Raw genomic sequence first — 15285 nt, forward strand, 5'->3', positions numbered from 1 at the left:
GTGGGCCCGGGATGGGCAGTTACAACGCCCCCTTGGTCCCTACTTCCAGGAAGCGCCCCGTGACACGAACCCCGTGGCTTCGCCGTGTTGTGTTGCTGTTGTCGCTCGCCCTCCCGACGGGTGTGGCCCTCGCCCAGGAGGATGCCGGATCGTTCGTCATCGAAGGGGACATCATCCGTCCCCGGGAGGACACGCCGGCCCGCGGCCTGGCGAAGGCCGTGAGCAACACCACGCGCCTCTGGAACTACAAGGACCCGGCGAACCCCAAGGTCGTGCTGGTTCCCTATACCTTCTCGAGCAATCTCCCGACCAAGGCGAAGACCGCCATCAACGCCGCCATCGCGGACTACACCCGGCTCACATGCGTGAGGTTCGTTCCACGCGTCAACCAGCCGAACTACGTCCAGTTCTTCGATGGAGGGGCCAGCCAATGCTACTCATACATTGGAATGCTGAACGACGGGATGCAGAAGCTCAGCGTCGGAGTTGGCTGTGACGTGAAAGGCGTTGTCCTTCACGACATGAACCACACCCTGGGCTTCTCGCACGAGAACAACCGGCCTGACCGCGACCGGTACGTGACCATCGTGGTCAACAAGGTCCCGCGAGACATGCTGGTCAGTTTCGCGGTCGAATCGCTAATGGATACGCAAGGCTTGCCGTATGACTATGGCTCCATCATGCACTATCCCGGGGTCGCGTTCTCCACCGATGGCTCCCGGACCATCATTACGAAGGACCCCAAAGCGCAGTCGAAGATCGGCCAGCGTGCCGGCCTGAGCAAGCTGGACATCCAGAAGATCAACAAGCTCTACAAGTGCGAGCTTCCGGCTCCAGCGCCGTGACCCGCTCCGGGACACACTCCCGGACGGAATGATGCCTGAAGGGGGGCGATTGGCCGGCCGCCCCCTTGCGTGAAGAATCCGGGCGTGGGTTGCTTCAGGTCCGATGCCCGACCGCGATCCGCTGGCCTCGACGTACCGTCCTCCGCAGGGTCTGGAGGCGCTGGAAGACGCCCTCCGCCGCGACCTGGACATCCTGTCCTACCCCGCCCGGAGCTGGGTGCCGCCGCGCTCCACGCCGGACGGCCGCCCCATCCTGGACGTGCTCATCGTGGGCGGAGGCCAGAGCGGCCTGGGCGCCGCGTTCGGCCTGATGCGCGAGCGGGTGACGAACCTGATGGTGCTGGACGACGGCAAGGACGGCTTCCACGGGCCCTGGAAGACGTTCGCGCGGATGATCACCCTGCGCACGCCCAAGTACCTCACCGGCCCGGACTACAACATCCCGAACCTCTCCTTCCGCGCCTGGTACGAGGCGCAGCACGGCGTGGAGGGCTTCCAGCAGGTCGCCCTCATCCCGAAGGAGCTGTGGGCGGACTACCTGCTCTGGTACCGGCGCGTGCTGGGCATCCCCGTGAAGTGCGGCACCAAGGCGGGCGCGCTGCGCTGGCGCGCGGACCTGGAGTGCTTCGAGGTCCCCGCCGCGCACAACAACGAGGCGGAGTTCCTTTTAGCGCGCAAGGTGGTGCTGGCCACCGGCATCGACGGCTCCGGCCGCTGGGACGCGCCGCCGGAGGTGCAGTCGCTGCCGCGCGCGCTGTGGGCGCACACGCATGACCCCATCGACTTCGACGCTCTGAAGGGCAAGCGCATCGGCGTGCTGGGCGCGGGGGCCTCCGCGTTCGACAACGCCTCCGTGGCGCTGGAGGCGGGCGCGGGCCAGGTGGACCTGTTCTACCGCCGCAAGAAGCTGCCCAACGTGAACCCTTACCGCTGGGCGGAGTTCGCGGGCTTCCTGCGCCACCACGGCGACCTGCCGGACGCGCAGCGCTGGCGCTTCATCCGGCAGATCATCGAAATGGGCCAGCTGCCGCCGCGCGACACCTTCGAGCGCGCGCGCCGCCACCCGCACTTCCACCTGCACGCGGAGAGCCCCTGGGTGGAGGTGAAGTCGCAGGACGGCCAGGCCGTGGTGCGCACGCCGCACGCGACGCACACGTTCGACTTCCTCATCATCGCGTCCGGCTTCACCACGGACCTGTCGCTGCGGCCGGAGCTGGCGGAGCTGCACCCGCACATCGCGCTGTGGAAGGACCGCTTCACGCCGCCGGAGAACGAACGGCACGCGGACCTGTTGCGCCACCCTTACCTGGGCCCGTCGTTCGAGTTCCAGGAGAAGCAGCCCGGCAGCGCGCCGTGGCTTGGCGGCGTGTTCAACTACACCTTCGGGTGCCTGCTCTCGCTGGGCTTCGGCGGTGCCAGCATCTCCGGCATGAAGTACAGCCTGCCCCGGCTGGTGGGCGGCATCACCAAGCAGCTCTACCTGGATGACAGCGAGCGCCACTTCCGCGCGCTCGCGGACTACGCGACGACGGAGTTCGAGACGTGAGTGCATCTGTAACGGTGTTTCGCAGCGAGCGCGTGGTGACGCCCGAAGGCACGCGCGCCGCGGCGGTGGTGGTGCGCGACGGGCGCATCGAAGGCATCCACGCGACGGTGGACGTGCCCAGGGACGCTCAGGTGGTGGACCTGGGCCGGGACGCGCTGTTGCCCGGCATCGTGGACAGCCACGCGCACATCAACGAGCCCGGCCGCACGGACTGGGAGGGCTTCGCCACGGCGACGGCCGCGGCGGCGGCGGGCGGCATCACCACCGTGGTGGACATGCCGCTCAACTCCATCCCCGCGACCACGTCCCTGGCCGCGCTGCGCACCAAGTCAGAGGCCGCGTCAGGCCAGTGCGCCATCGACTACGGCCTGTGGGGCGGCGTCATCCCCGGCAACGCGAACGAGCTCCAGGCGATGGTCGACGCGGGCACGCCGGGCTTCAAGTGCTTCCTCGTGCACTCGGGCGTGGACGAGTTCCCCGCCGCCACGCGCGAGGTGCTGGACGTGGCCATGCCCATCCTCGCGAAGGCGGGCGTGCCGCTGCTCGTCCACGCGGAGCTGACGGACCACGAGCCGCCCTTCGCGGGCGACGTGCGCGCGTACGCCAGCTACCTCGCGTCGCGCCCGGCCGCATGGGAGGTGGACGCCATCCGGATGATGATCGACCTGTGCCGCAAGCACCGGGGCCCCGTGCACATCGTCCACCTGTCCGCCGCGGACGCGCTGGACGACATCGCGAAGGCGAAGGCGGAGGGCCTGCCCTTCACGGTGGAGACGTGCCCGCACTACCTCACCTTCACCTCGGAGGAGATTGAAGCCGGCGCCACCCACTTCAAGTGCGCCCCGCCCATCCGCGAGGCGGCGAACCGCGAGCGGCTGTGGGCGGCGGTGAAGAGCGGCCTCATCGACCTGGTGGTGTCGGACCACTCGCCCTGCACGCCCGCGCTCAAGAAGCTGGAGGCCGGGGACTTCTCTGGCGCGTGGGGCGGCATCGCCGGGTTGCAGCTCAGCGTGTCGGCGGTGTGGACGGGCATGCGCTCGCATGGCCTGGGCCTGGACACGCTGGTGGAGCGCATGGCGCACCGCACCGCGAAGCTGGCCGGACTGTCGGGACGCAAAGGAGCGCTCAAGCCCGGGCTGGACGCGGACTTCGTCGTCTTCGCCCCGGAGGCGCGCTTCAAGGTGGCGCCAGAGGACATCCGCCACCGGCACCGGCTGACGCCCTACGCGGGGCGCGAACTGGAAGGCCGGGTGTTGAGGACATACCTGCGCGGCCAGCGTATCTTCGACGCCACCGAGGGACTGACGGGCCCGCGCATCGGCCAGTGGCTGCCGCGCGGATAGCCCCGGCGGTCCGGGAGAGGACAACCGATGCAAGCCGAAGCACCCGGGGCGATGCACGTCGCCTTCGCCGACCTGATTGATCTCGCCGCACGCAAGGTGGGCGGCAAGGCCCTTTTGGCCAACGATGAGTTCTTCGCGCCCAAGGAAGCGATGCTGGAGCCCGGGCGCGGCGTCTTCATCGCGGACAAGTACACGGAGCGCGGCAAGTGGATGGACGGCTGGGAGACGCGCCGCAAGCGCGTGCCCGGCTACGACTGGTGCATCGTGAAGCTGGGCCTGCCCGGCGCCATCCACGGCATCGACGTGGACACCAACCACTTCATCGGCAACTTCCCCGAATACGCCTCCCTGGAGGCGTGCGAGGTGGACGGAGATCCGACGCCGGAGTCGCTGGCGGAGGACGTGTCGCGCTGGACGGAGCTGGTCCCCAGGCAGCGCCTGCGCGGCGGCTCGCGCAACCTCTTCGCGGTGGCGAACGAGCGGCGCTTCACGCACGTGCGCCTCAACATCTACCCGGACGGCGGCGTCGCGCGCCTGCGCGTGCACGGGCAGGTGCTGCCGGACTGGCACGCCCTCAAGAAGGCCGGGCTGGCGGACCTGGCGGCGGCGGCCAACGGCGGCTCCGTCGTCACGTGCAATGATCAGTTCTTCGGCACGAAGGACAACCTCATCTTCCCGGGCCGCGCGGCGAACATGGGTGAAGGCTGGGAGACGCGCCGCAAGCGCGTGCCGGGCTTCGACTGGATCGTCGTGAAGCTGGCCACCGCGGGCACCCTGCGCCGCGCGGAGGTGGACACCCACTTCTTCAAGGGCAACTTCCCGGACCGCTGCTCGCTGGAAGGCATCCACCTGGAGGAGCCGCTGCTGGACTTCGCCAACGCGACGCACCTGAAGTGGAAGGAGCTGCTGCCCCAGTCGAAGCTCCAGGCGGACCACTGCCACGTCTTCGAGAAGGAGCTGAAGGACGTGGGCCCCATCACCCACGTGCGCCTCAACATCTTCCCGGATGGCGGCGTCAGCCGGCTGCGCCTCTTCGGTGAGCCGGCGTGACGACGCCCCTGGAGCGCCTGAACACGGCGACGACAGAGGAGGCCACCCAGGCCTTCACCCGCTGCTGCGGCAGCACGAAGTGGGTGCAGCGGATGCTGGCCGTCCGCCCGTTCCGCGACGCGGAGCACCTGTACGCGGAGGCCGTGGACGCCTGGGGGCGCACGGGGCCGGAGGACTGGATGGAGGCCTTCACGCACCACCCGCGCATCGGCGACGTGTCGAAGCTGCGGGAGAAGTTCGCCTCCACCGCGCAGTGGTCGTCGCAGGAACAGAAGGGCGTGTCCGGCGCGGACGAAGGCGTGTTGCAGGCGCTGTCCCAGGGCAACCGGGACTACGAGTCCCGCTACGGCTTCATCTTCCTGGTGTGCGCCACGGGCAAGAGCGCCTCGGAGATGCTGGCGCTGCTCCAGGACCGCATGCACAACACCCCGGACGCGGAGCTGCGCATCGCTGCCGGAGAGCAGGCGAAGATCACCCGCATCCGACTGGAGAAGCTCCTCGCGTCATGAGCACCCTCAGCACGCATGTCCTGGACACGAGCACGGGCCGTCCCGCCGAAGGCCTCTCCCTCACGCTGGAGGCCCGGACGGAGGACACCTTCCGGGAGCTGGCCCGGGGCGTCACCAACGCGGATGGACGGGTGAAGGACCTGTCGGGCGCGAACACGAAGCTCGCGCCCGGCGTGTACCGCCTCACCTTCGACACCGGGGCCTGGCTCCAGGCCCGGGGCCAGCGGGGCTTCTACCCGTCCGTGCAGGTGCTCTTCGAGATCACCGCCACGGACGAGCACTACCACGTCCCGCTGCTCCTGAGCCCCTTCGGCTTCTCCACCTACCGGGGCAGCTGAAGCGTCAGACGCGCGGCGGTTCGACGGGCGCCTTGTCCACGGCGGGCAGCTTGTCGGCCGGGGCCTTGTCGCCGCCGCGCTCCGGCTTGTCGGCGACGGGCTCCGCGCAGAGCGTGGAGTTGTTCGTCTTGCACCCGCCGCCGTTCTGCAGGTCGAACTGCCAGCGGTGGCGCGGGCACACCACGTAGCGGCCCTCCTCCACCCAGCCCTCCGCCAGGTCCGCGCCCTGGTGCGGGCAGAACCGCTGGATGGAGAAGCGCTTGCCGCCCGCCTCCACCACGGTGCGCTCCTTCTGGGACTCCGTGGCGCGGATGCCGTCGCAGAACTCGCGGATGTCCTCCACCTCCACGCCCAGGAAGCCGTGCAGCACGGGCTCGTACACGTCCGGGTTGCGGGACAGGCGCAGGCGGAAGGACAGCAGGAAGTCCTCCCAGTTCAGCTTCCGATCCAGCACGCGCACGATGTCGCTCGCGCTCACCTTCATCGCGTAGCGGCTCTTGTCGCGCATCTCCGTCACTTCATCCACGCGGCGGCCCTTGAAGTCCACGCGCAACAGCCGGGTGGGCGCCTCCGTCAGTTCCACGTAGAGCGGCATGCCGACGCGGTCGTGCAGGTCCAACAGGTCCAGCTTGCGCTGCAGCTCCACGCGCAGGCGGCCGTGGATGTCATCCACCTCCTCGCGCATCAGGTTGCGGCGGCGCTCGCGGAAGACGTAGGCCATGTCCTTCGCGTACGTCTGGAGGTAGTCCTTGAAGTTCTCCGTCGTCACGCGCTCCGGCACCTGCGACACGAACTCCAGCGAGCCCGCGTCCAGCACGTCCCCGGGCATGGGCTCCAGGTAGCGCGTGGGCAGCGTGGGCAGGCGCTTCTCCAGGTAGGAGAAGAGGGCCGGCGCGCGCGGGAAGATGTTCACGTCCTCGAAGTTCAGGCTGAAGAGTGACGGATCCAGGAAGGCCGCGGGGCCCGCCGCCGCGATGTACGCGCGGGGCCGCACCACATCCAGCGCGCGCGACACCGCCTCGAACTTGCTGTCGCGCTTCTTCAGGCTGATGGCCGAGTACGTCTCCTTCGGGTACTCGTAGCAGGTGGGGTGCCAGATGGCGCCGGAGAACTGGGCGGAGAAGACGTCGATGGGCCCCTCCTCCGCGATGACGCGCACCAGCCGGTCGTGCATCTTGCAGTCGTTGATGTTGAGGAAGCACTGCCCGTCGCCGCGCACCATCACGCTGGAGTCGCGGTTGGTGCCCTGCTCGGACACGAAGAGCTTGATGTAGCCGCCCTTGATGGGAATCTCGCGCGAGTCCTCGCACGCGATGACGCGCTTGCAGCCGTACTTCTCGAAGATGTCCCGCAGCTCCGAGCGGCGGAACTTCGGCACCAGCACGGTGAAGTCCCGCTTCGCGATGGTGGCCAGGAACTCCGGGTCGAAGTGATCCTTGTGCTCGTGGCTGATGTAGAGGAAGCGCTCCTTGCCCGGCGTCTCCAGGAGCTCCTTCACGCGCGGCGCCAGGTGGTGGTTGCGCGGCAGCTGCATCCACGCGGAGTCGAAGGCTCCCTGGGGCGTCAGCCACGGATCCATGACGACCAGCGCTCCGGCGGTCTCCACCGCGAAGCCCGCATGACCCAGGAAGGTGATCCGCATGAACGTCGTCCCTCGTGTAGAGGGCCCGGCCGGGACGACCGCGCCCTGGAGTGGCTGTGCGCGGGCGGCCCGTGGCCCCGGCGTCAGCTAGGCTGCGAAGCTAGGGCGTCTCTTTCCAGCGGCACCCCGGCGCGCCCCTCCTGTTGGAAAGCCCACGCACGCCACGTCGGGCCGCGAACAAAAAAAGGGAGGGAGCCCGCACGAGGCCCCCTCCCCTGATGCTTTCAGGACACGCAGCGTGCGGCCCGCCTAGGGCTGGATCTCCCGGACGCTCATCCACTTGAAGTCCACGTCGGTGGCGTTGTCCCAACGGAACGTGGCGATGGGCCCGCCCCACGTGATGGGCATGGCGCCCACCGAGCCGCCGCAGTGCTGGGCATCCCCGCCCCAGGCCCCGTCGTCGGTCATGTCGTAGACCTTGGTCCAGGTGACCTTGTCCGCGTTGTCGTTGAGGTACAGCTCCAGCTTCACGGCCTCCGTGCCCTTCGCGCCCGGCACGTTGTGCATCACCGCCTTGAAGCCCACCCAGCGGCCCTTCAGCGCGGAGGTGGCCGGCTTGTACGGCGCCTGGTCGTAGGACACGTGCCAGGTCTCCTTCTCCCAGCGCACGCGGCCGTCGTAGTGCAGGCCGCCCTTGTAGCTGCTGCCCTCGCAGCCGGAGCTGTTGTCGTTGTGCTTCCCGCCTCGCGCGTACCAGGCGAAGTTGTCCTGCGTGTTGTTCACCGCGTTGACCTTCACGAAGCCGGTCATCTCGATGTTCTTCCAGTCGTTCGCCGCCTGCATGTAGCCGCGGCCCGCCAGCACGTCGCGGTCGTACGTCGCGATCTGCTTCGCGTCGTAGCCCGTGGCCGGGTAGGCGCTCATGCGGACCTTCGTGCTCTTCATCTTCCAGGAGCCGTCCGCGTTGCGCGTGATGGTGCCCTGGGGATCAAAGCGCTTGTCCGCCGTGGCGTCGTCCGCGAGCGCCCAGGCCTCTCCCCCTGGCTTGGACGGGTAGAGCATCGTCACGCCGAAGCCGTCCACGCCTGACGGCGCGGGGGCTGGCGAGGCCTCCGGAGGAGCCGTGGGCGCGGGCGTGGAGGGGTCCGCCGGAGCTTCGGTCTCCGAGGGAACGGGCTCCGGAGTGCCCTCCGGCTCGGGGACCGGCGTGGGCGTTGTGGGGATGCCAGGGGCGGGACCCGGCGCGGGGGTGCTCACCTCGCCGGTCGGGGTCGTCGTCTCACCTTCGGGGCTGGCGCCGCAGCCAAAAGCATGGAGCGCCAGCAGCAGTGCGCTGGACGTGAAGACAAATCGGTTCCGCATCGGGCAGGGGGGTTCCTTGCACGGGGGCCATGAGCCGGGCAGAGGCCGCGACGCCTTCGCCGGCGGCCTCGTCACCCACGTCCCAAGCCTCCGGGCTCACGTGCCACGGGAGGTTCGGGCGCTCGGCTGGTCTCAATGGCCCGGTGGAAAGCGTTCTCAGCCGGGGCCATTGCAAACCGCGACGGAAGTGAACACTTCCCACGGCGACAAGGGCATCCAGAGCCCCCGTCCGTCCGGCTCCCTGGCCCGGCGCACGCCTGCTCTCGGTGATACTTCCGTTTTCCCGAAGTATCGCGTCCGGATTCTCTATTTGCCGAAGATAGCCAAGGCTCCTATTTGAGAGGGGTTGGCTCCCCGTGCCTTCCCCAGGTGAACGCCTTGGAATCCCTCCAAACCATCGGCAGCCCCGTCATGTGGGGCGGCTTCATCGCTTTTGTCTTCGCGATGCTCGCGTTGGACCTCGGTGTGTTCCACCGCAAGGCCCACACGGTGAGCTTCAAGGAGGCCGGGGCCTGGAGCGCGGTGTGGGTGAGCCTGTCGCTGGCGTTCAACGCCTTCCTGTGGTGGCGCTTCGGCGCCGGGCCGGGCATGGAGTTCCTCACCGGCTACCTCATCGAGAAGTCGCTCTCCGTCGACAACATCTTCGTCTTCGTCGTCATCTTCTCCACGATGAAGGTGCCGGCCATCCACCAGCACCGGGTGCTCTTCTGGGGCATCCTGAGCGCGCTGGTGCTGCGCGCGGCGATGATCTTCGCGGGCGTGGCGATGCTGGAGCGCTTCCACTGGCTCATCTACGTCTTCGGCGCCTTCCTCATCATCACGGGCGTGAAGCTCTTCATCCAGCGCAACCATGAGGAGCACCCGGAGGACGGCTGGCTGATGCGCACCGCCCGCCGCGTGATTCCCTCCACGCCGCACTTCCACGGGCAGCACTTCCTCACGGTGGAGAACGGCCGGAAGCTGGCGACGCCGCTGCTCATGGCGCTGATGCTGGTGGAGGCGTCCGACGTGCTCTTCGCGCTGGACTCCATCCCCGCCATCTTCGCGGTGACGCGCGACCCGTTCATCGTCTTCACGTCGAACATCTTCGCCATCCTGGGCCTGCGCTCGCTCTTCTTCCTGATGGCCGGAGCGATGGAGAAGTTCACCTATCTGAAGGTCGGCCTCTCCGGCGTGCTCGTGTTCGTGGGCGCGAAGATGGCGCTGGTGGACGTGGTGCACCTGTCGCCGGCCGTGTCCCTGGGCGTCATCGCGCTGGTGCTGGGTTCCAGCATCGTGGCCTCGCTGGTGAAGGCCCGGAACACGCCGCCGCACGCGCCCACCGGTGACACGTCACCGGAGGTCCCGCGCAACACGCCGGCCCCCGCGAAGAGCTGACGCCTTTCGCCGGACAAACCTTTCCTGGCTGTGGGTCCCATGGGGTGTGGGGCTCCGGGCCCGGGCCCCCGAAGCGCATGGGGGCTCGGGCCTCTTTTTTCAGTGGGCCCGCGACAGCTCCATGAACTCCAACCAGGAGCGGATGGCGTCCTCGAACTCCTCCAGGGGCAGGTCCTGGGAGCGGCCGGGGATGGCCACCTCGCTGTGGATGGAGGCGCGGGCCCGGTTGAGCTCCAGGCTCCAGGTGTCGCCGGTGACGTCCCACCGGTCCCGCCTTCCCTGCCGCAGCGCCGTCAGCACGCGCAGCATCCCCTGCGCCCGGTCCAGATCCGGCCGCAGCTCCTGGGCGAGGTAGTCCGCCAGCACGTCGTCGGGCGGCAGGCCACTCACGACCGCCCGTCCCTGCTGATCCCACGTGAATCGCAATGTCCTGGGCACGGCCGTGACGGTCGCACAATCCGTGGATCGCGGGCCACGACCCGCCCCGGTCGATTGCGCCGGAACCCGACACTGCGGCCCTGCCGCGTGCGGCAGCCAACGGGCGTCTCCGCCCGGCGAACAGCGGCGTGTCAGACGCTGGAAAAGCAAAAGGCCGTGAGCCCTGGAGGACTCACGGCCTTTCTTTTGAAATGGGCGCGGCAGGTTTCGAACCTGCGACCCCTGCCGTGTGAAGGCAGTGCTCTACCGCTGAGCTACGCGCCCTGCTGTCTGCTGCCCGCCGCGCCACCGCTGCGCAACGGACGCGGCGGTAAATGCCATCCGCTCGCGCGGGTGTCAACGCATTTCCTAGGAGGATTCTTCCGACAGCGCCTCCAGCTTCTCGTCCAGCTCACGCAGGCGGCGCTTGAGGCCCGCGAGCTGCTTTCCCACGGCCTTGAAGTCCCCCTTCGGCGCGAAGTGCAGGGCCTTCATGACCTCTTCCTGCCCGCGGTCCAGGGCCTGCTTGCCGCGCTGGACCCGGCCAATGGCCTGGGCCAAGGCCAGGGCGCGCTTCTCGTCGGCCATGAGCTTCTCCATGGCCAGGCTGGACAGCCCCAGCGCCTGCTTCTTCAAGTCGTCCCGGATGCCCATGGTGGCGGTCCTCTGGCCTTTAGGGGCCGTCAGGGAACTCGGTCTTCAGCGCGGCGAAGACGCGGTCCGCGATGCCCTTGTAGCGCATGCGTTCGATGAGCGGCTGCAGGTCCCCGCGCATGGAGATGCGGCGCTTGAGCACGGCCTCCACGGGGTCCAGCGTGCCCAGCAGGAGCTGCTTCCAGACGGAATAGGGCGCGCGGGCCAGGTACACCGGCTCCAGCTCGTCCAGGTCGTCCGGATCCGACAGCACCCGGGCCCGCTTGATGTTGCAGTCGCCGGGCTCCACGTGGACGACGAAGGACTTGTCCAGCTTGCCCTTCTCCGCCTCGATGATGGCCCCGAAGTCGCCCTTCCAGCCCTTGCCGGCGATGGCGCACTCCGGATCTGCATTGGTGAGCCGGACGGCTTCGTCCAGCCATTCCTTCGACGGAAACTTCGGCATCGCGCCTCCCTACCCCCTACGGAAGATGCTCTTGATGCTGGAGAAGAGGCCGCGGTCGTCGCTCGGCCCGCTGCTGTTCGACGGAGCGGCCTGCGCGTTGCGCGAGGCCACCTCCTGCAGCGCCTTCTTCAACTGCTCCGGTGTGTCGCGGGTGGCCAGATCCACCTTGCGCGACATGCCGTTCGCGTCCTCCACCTGCACCTGGAGGAGACACTCCTCGGTGAGGCGGAAGTCGATCTTCCGGCCCGCGGCTGCGGCCGGCACGCGGACGGTGCCCAGGTACTCGTTGTCCACCATCAGGTCGCTGTCACCCTGGTAGATGTCCAGCTCGATGAACTGCGCGCCCGGCTGCTGCGGCGGCGGCAGGCGGAAGCTCTTCACCATCGGGATGAGCGAGTTCTTCTCGATGATGCGCTTCACACGGCCGTTGGGCATCGCGTAGCCAATGGGCATGGACAGCGCGTCCAGCAGCGTCACCGCGTCGATGCTGCCCAGCGAATCCCCCAAGAGCGCCGCGCCCAGGGCCACGCACTCGTCCGGGTGCACGCCCTTGCGCGGGGCCTTGCCGAAGTGGGCCTGGATCTTCTGCTGCACCAGCGGCATGCGGCTCTGGCCGCCCACCAGGATGATCTCGTCGATCTCCGAGCGGCTGATGCCCTTCTCCGCGAGCACGCGGTCGCAGATGTCGAAGGTGCGGTCCACCAGGTCGCCGGTGAGGTTGTTCAAGTAGTCGCGGGTCAGCGGGATGCGCAGGTCCAGCGGCTTGCCCTTGCGCTCCTCGATGTACGGCAGGTCGATGACGACGTTCGGGATGAGCGTCAGGTCGATCTTCGCGGCCTCGGCGGCGTTCTTGATGCGCTGGAGGGCGATGGGGCTTTCGGTCAGGTCGACCTTGGTCTCGTCGCGGAAGCGCTCCAGCACGTACTCCATGATGCGGTTGTCGAAGTCCGCGCCACCCAGGAAGGAGTCGCCGCCGGTGGCCAGCACTTCGAAGACGTTGCCGGCCAGGTGCAGCACGCTGACGTCGAAGGTGCCGCCGCCCAGGTCATAGACGAGGACCTTCTGATCCAGGCCCCGGTTGAAGCCGTAGGCCAGCGCCGCGGCGGTGGGCTCGTTGACGATGCGCTTGACGTCGAAGCCGGCCAGCCGCCCCGCTTCCTTGACGGCATTGCGCTGGTTGTCGTTGTAGTAGGCGGGGACGGAGATGACGGCCGCGTCGATGGGGCCGCCCAGGAACTGCTCCGCGATCGTCTTCAGCTGCGACAGCACGAAGCTGGAGATCTGCGGCAGCGTGTAGAGCTTGCCGCCCATCGTCACCGCCGCGTCCCCGTTGGGGTCCTCGACGATGTCGTAGGGGAAGTACCCCTTGAGGTCTTCCACCGCCTTCGAATGGTACTTGCGGCCGATCAGCCGCTTGGTGCCCCAGAGCGTATTCTTGGGGTTGGTGACCATCTGATCCTTGGCCACGCCGCCGACCAGCAGGTCGTTCTTGGAGGACAGCGCGACCACGGAGGGCAGGATGAGGTTGCCACGGTCCGTGGGGACGATCTTCGGGATGCGGTTTCGCACGGACGCCACCAGGGTGTTGGTGGTGCCCAGGTCAATCCCGACGATGCGAGGTCTGTCCGCCATGAAGGTCAACGTGCGCAGCTCAGGGGGAGGCCGCGCCCGTCCTCACTCTCTAGCACGTCGAGGCGTCGCGTGCGCGTTTCTAGGCGGACGCTTCCTCCCTGACTGTAGTTCTGGGCTGCCCGCCCACCAGGGAGGCTGATTCGGGGCTGCCGGGCCTACAAGTCCCGGTCTGGATCCGGTCCCAGTTCGCGCAGGCGGATCGGCCCGTCGGGCTCTGGGGGCGGAAGGGTTTCACACACCGCGTCAGGGCCCGCCGGCAGCTCGGCCAGGAAGCGCGACGGGGTGAGCAGCAGGCGTCCGTCCTCCCGGGGCAGCGAGGTGTGGGGGTACACGAGCCACAGCGCCTCCCGGGCCCGGGTGACGGCGACGTAGAAGAGGCGGCGCTCCTCCTCCTCGTTCTCCGGGGCGCGCGTGGCCTGCGACAGGGGGAAGCGCCCGTCCACGAGCCCCAGCACGAAGACGGTCCGCCACTCCAGCCCCTTGGCCTGATGGACCGTGGTGAGGGTGAGCACGTCGTCCGGGGATTCACCGTCCAGGGCGGCCCTGGCGGAGAACTCGGCCACCAAGGCGATGGCGGACAGGAAGCGGGGCACGTCCTCGAAGCGGCAGGCGAACTCCTGGAGCTGGCGCAGGTCCTCCGCGCGAGGGTCCTCCGCTTCCGGGGCGGCCGGGGGCTCGCGCGCGGCCAGCACGTCCTTGATCAGCGCGCCCGGGCTCCCCAGGCTCCGGAGCCCTCCGGCGGACAACGTGGTCATCAGCGCCTGGAAGCGCTGGAAGGCGGCCTGGGCCTTGCGAGGCACGTGGGCCTGGACGTCCGGGTGGGCCAGCGCGTCCGGCAGGGACAGCTCCGGGGGCAGCGCGGCCAGGGCGGTCCACAGGTGCTCGGTGCTGGCGGTGCCCACGCCGGGGAGCTTCCGCGCGAGCCGCTTGAAGGCCAGTTCGTCCGCGCGGTGGTGCGCCCAGCGCAGGTGGGCGAGCGCGTCCTTGACGTGGGTCTGCTCGAAGAAGCGCACCCCGGAGCGCACGCGGAACGGCAGCCCGTGGCGCGCCAGCTCCAACTGCAGCTCCAGCGAGTGCAGGTGGGCGCGGTACAGCACGGCCATGGACTCCAGCCGCTGGCCCCGGGCGCGCAGTTCGAGGACGCGCTCGGCGACGAAGGCGGCCTGGGCCTTCACGTCACGGGTGGGGACCACCTGGGGCACGGGGCCGGGCGCGCCGTCGGACACGAGCGTCTTGGGGAACTGGCGCGTGTTGCGCGCGATGACGGCGTTGGCCAGCCGCAGCACCTGGGGCGTGGAGCGGTAGTTGCGCGTGAGCGGGTAGATGCCGCAGCCGGGGTAGCGCTGGGGGAAGTCGATGATGTTGGTGAACTCCGCGCCCCGGAAGCTGTAGATGGACTGGCAGTCGTCGCCCACGACGGTGAGGTTCTTGCGCTCGCCCACGAGCAGGTCCACGAGGTCGCCCTGGAGGCGGTTCGTGTCCTGGTACTCGTCCACGAGCACGCCCTGGAAGCGCCCGGTGAGCTCCGCGCGGATGGACGGGTGGTCCTCCAGGAGCCGCTTCAGGTGCGCGAGCAGGTCGTCGTAGTCCATCAGGTGCAGCTGCACCTTGCGCTGCTGGAAGCGGCGCGCGGTGGCGAACACCTCCGGGGCCACGGGGAGCATCTCCCTGCGCCGGTCCACCAGCACCTGGGACACGGGCTGCTGGAGGTTGGTGGCCAGGGAGACCAGGTCCAGCAGCGCGTCCGGGCGCGGGAAGCGCTTGTCGCTGCGCAGCTTCCGCTCCGCCAGGCACGTGGCCATCAGGTCGCGAGCGTCCTCGCGGTCCAGCACCGTGAAGCCGGTGGAGAAGCCCAGCGCCCCCGCGTGCTGGCGCAGCAGCACGTGCGCCGCGTGGTGGAACGTGCCGCCCAGGAGGCTGCCCACGTCCGCGAAGCCGCCGGCCAGCTCCTCCACGCGGCGGATCATCTCGCGCGCGGCCTTGTTGGTGAACGTGAGCAGCAGCAACGAGGACGGCGGGACGCCCCGCTCCAGCATGCGGGCCACGCGGTACGTGAGCGTTCGCGTCTTGCCGGAGCCCGCCCCGGCGATGACCAGCACGGGCCCCTCCCCTGCTTCCACCGCCGCGCGCTGCTCGTCGTTGAGCGCGCCGTCCAGGTCCAGACGGCGCGGGGGCGCTCCGGCGG

Annotated in this window: 14 protein-coding genes and 1 tRNA gene; 7 read left to right on the forward strand and 8 right to left on the reverse strand. The window is 68.9% G+C overall.

What is annotated here, in order from left to right:
- The first annotated feature begins 59 nt into the window (after nt 1-59).
- From D7X32_RS15415 to uraH, 6 genes are all read left to right on the forward strand, one after another.
- The gene (locus D7X32_RS15415) at nt 60-845 is read left to right on the forward strand and encodes a M12 family metallopeptidase (protein WP_158625692.1); all 786 of its coding nucleotides are present in this window, start codon (nt 60-62) and stop codon (nt 843-845) included.
- Nucleotides 846-948: 103 nt separating this feature from the next.
- The gene (locus D7X32_RS15420; protein ID WP_120603309.1) at nt 949-2391 is read left to right on the forward strand and encodes an FAD/NAD(P)-binding protein; all 1443 of its coding nucleotides are present in this window, start codon (nt 949-951) and stop codon (nt 2389-2391) included.
- Nucleotides 2388-3734 carry an allantoinase AllB gene (gene allB / locus D7X32_RS15425; RefSeq protein ID WP_120603310.1) on the forward strand — a complete coding sequence of 449 codons (1347 nt, stop codon included), beginning with the start codon at nt 2388-2390 and terminating at the stop codon, nt 3732-3734. The genes D7X32_RS15420 and allB overlap by 4 nt, the downstream gene beginning before the upstream one ends.
- 27 nt (nt 3735-3761) lie before the next feature.
- The gene (gene alc, locus D7X32_RS15430) at nt 3762-4784 is read left to right on the forward strand and encodes an allantoicase (RefSeq protein ID WP_120603311.1); all 1023 of its coding nucleotides are present in this window, start codon (nt 3762-3764) and stop codon (nt 4782-4784) included.
- The gene (uraD, locus tag D7X32_RS15435) at nt 4781-5293 is read left to right on the forward strand and encodes a 2-oxo-4-hydroxy-4-carboxy-5-ureidoimidazoline decarboxylase (protein WP_120603312.1); all 513 of its coding nucleotides are present in this window, start codon (nt 4781-4783) and stop codon (nt 5291-5293) included. Before alc ends, uraD begins: the two co-directional genes overlap by 4 nt.
- Nucleotides 5290-5631, forward strand: coding sequence for a hydroxyisourate hydrolase (gene uraH / locus D7X32_RS15440; RefSeq protein ID WP_120603313.1), 342 nt, complete (start codon nt 5290-5292; stop codon nt 5629-5631). Before uraD ends, uraH begins: the two co-directional genes overlap by 4 nt.
- A 4-nt stretch (nt 5632-5635) precedes the next feature.
- Here the strand turns inward: uraH and D7X32_RS15445 are convergent, their stop codons facing one another.
- Together D7X32_RS15445 and D7X32_RS15450 are read right to left on the reverse strand one after the other, a co-directional pair.
- On the reverse strand, nt 5636-7273 hold the full coding sequence (locus tag D7X32_RS15445) for a Rieske 2Fe-2S domain-containing protein (RefSeq protein ID WP_120603314.1): 1638 nt from the start codon (nt 7271-7273) through the stop codon (nt 5636-5638).
- Between the two features lie 249 nt (nt 7274-7522).
- Nucleotides 7523-8575, reverse strand: coding sequence for a carbohydrate-binding protein (locus tag D7X32_RS15450; protein ID WP_120603315.1), 1053 nt, complete (start codon nt 8573-8575; stop codon nt 7523-7525).
- Between the two features lie 411 nt (nt 8576-8986).
- Between D7X32_RS15450 and D7X32_RS15455 the strand changes: the two genes are divergently transcribed.
- The gene (locus D7X32_RS15455; protein WP_439328999.1) at nt 8987-9952 is read left to right on the forward strand and encodes a TerC family protein; all 966 of its coding nucleotides are present in this window, start codon (nt 8987-8989) and stop codon (nt 9950-9952) included.
- A 99-nt stretch (nt 9953-10051) separates the two neighbouring features.
- On the opposite strand, the gene D7X32_RS15460 is transcribed toward D7X32_RS15455, so the two are convergent.
- The 6 genes from D7X32_RS15460 to D7X32_RS15485 all read right to left on the reverse strand — a co-directional run.
- Nucleotides 10052-10342 (reverse strand): YacL family protein, encoded by a 291-nt coding sequence (locus D7X32_RS15460; protein WP_208752430.1) that lies wholly within the window; start codon nt 10340-10342, stop codon nt 10052-10054.
- A gap of 240 nt (nt 10343-10582) precedes the next feature.
- A tRNA-Val gene (locus tag D7X32_RS15465) sits at nt 10583-10654 on the reverse strand.
- A gap of 84 nt (nt 10655-10738) precedes the next feature.
- Nucleotides 10739-11023 carry a hypothetical protein gene (locus tag D7X32_RS15470; RefSeq protein WP_120603317.1) on the reverse strand — a complete coding sequence of 95 codons (285 nt, stop codon included), beginning with the start codon at nt 11021-11023 and terminating at the stop codon, nt 10739-10741.
- A 19-nt stretch (nt 11024-11042) separates the two neighbouring features.
- Entirely contained in the window at nt 11043-11468 is a 426-nt protein-coding gene (locus D7X32_RS15475; protein ID WP_120603318.1) for an SCP2 sterol-binding domain-containing protein, read from the reverse strand.
- 9 nt (nt 11469-11477) lie between these two features.
- Nucleotides 11478-13100 carry an Hsp70 family protein gene (locus tag D7X32_RS15480; protein WP_120603321.1) on the reverse strand — a complete coding sequence of 541 codons (1623 nt, stop codon included), beginning with the start codon at nt 13098-13100 and terminating at the stop codon, nt 11478-11480.
- Between the two features lie 155 nt (nt 13101-13255).
- Nucleotides 13256-15285: ATP-dependent helicase (locus D7X32_RS15485; RefSeq protein WP_147450165.1), on the reverse strand; the 2030-nt coding region annotated here is incomplete at its 5' end.

Source organism: Corallococcus carmarthensis (assembly GCF_003611695.1).
In the GTDB taxonomy this organism is placed as follows: domain Bacteria; phylum Myxococcota; class Myxococcia; order Myxococcales; family Myxococcaceae; genus Corallococcus; species Corallococcus carmarthensis.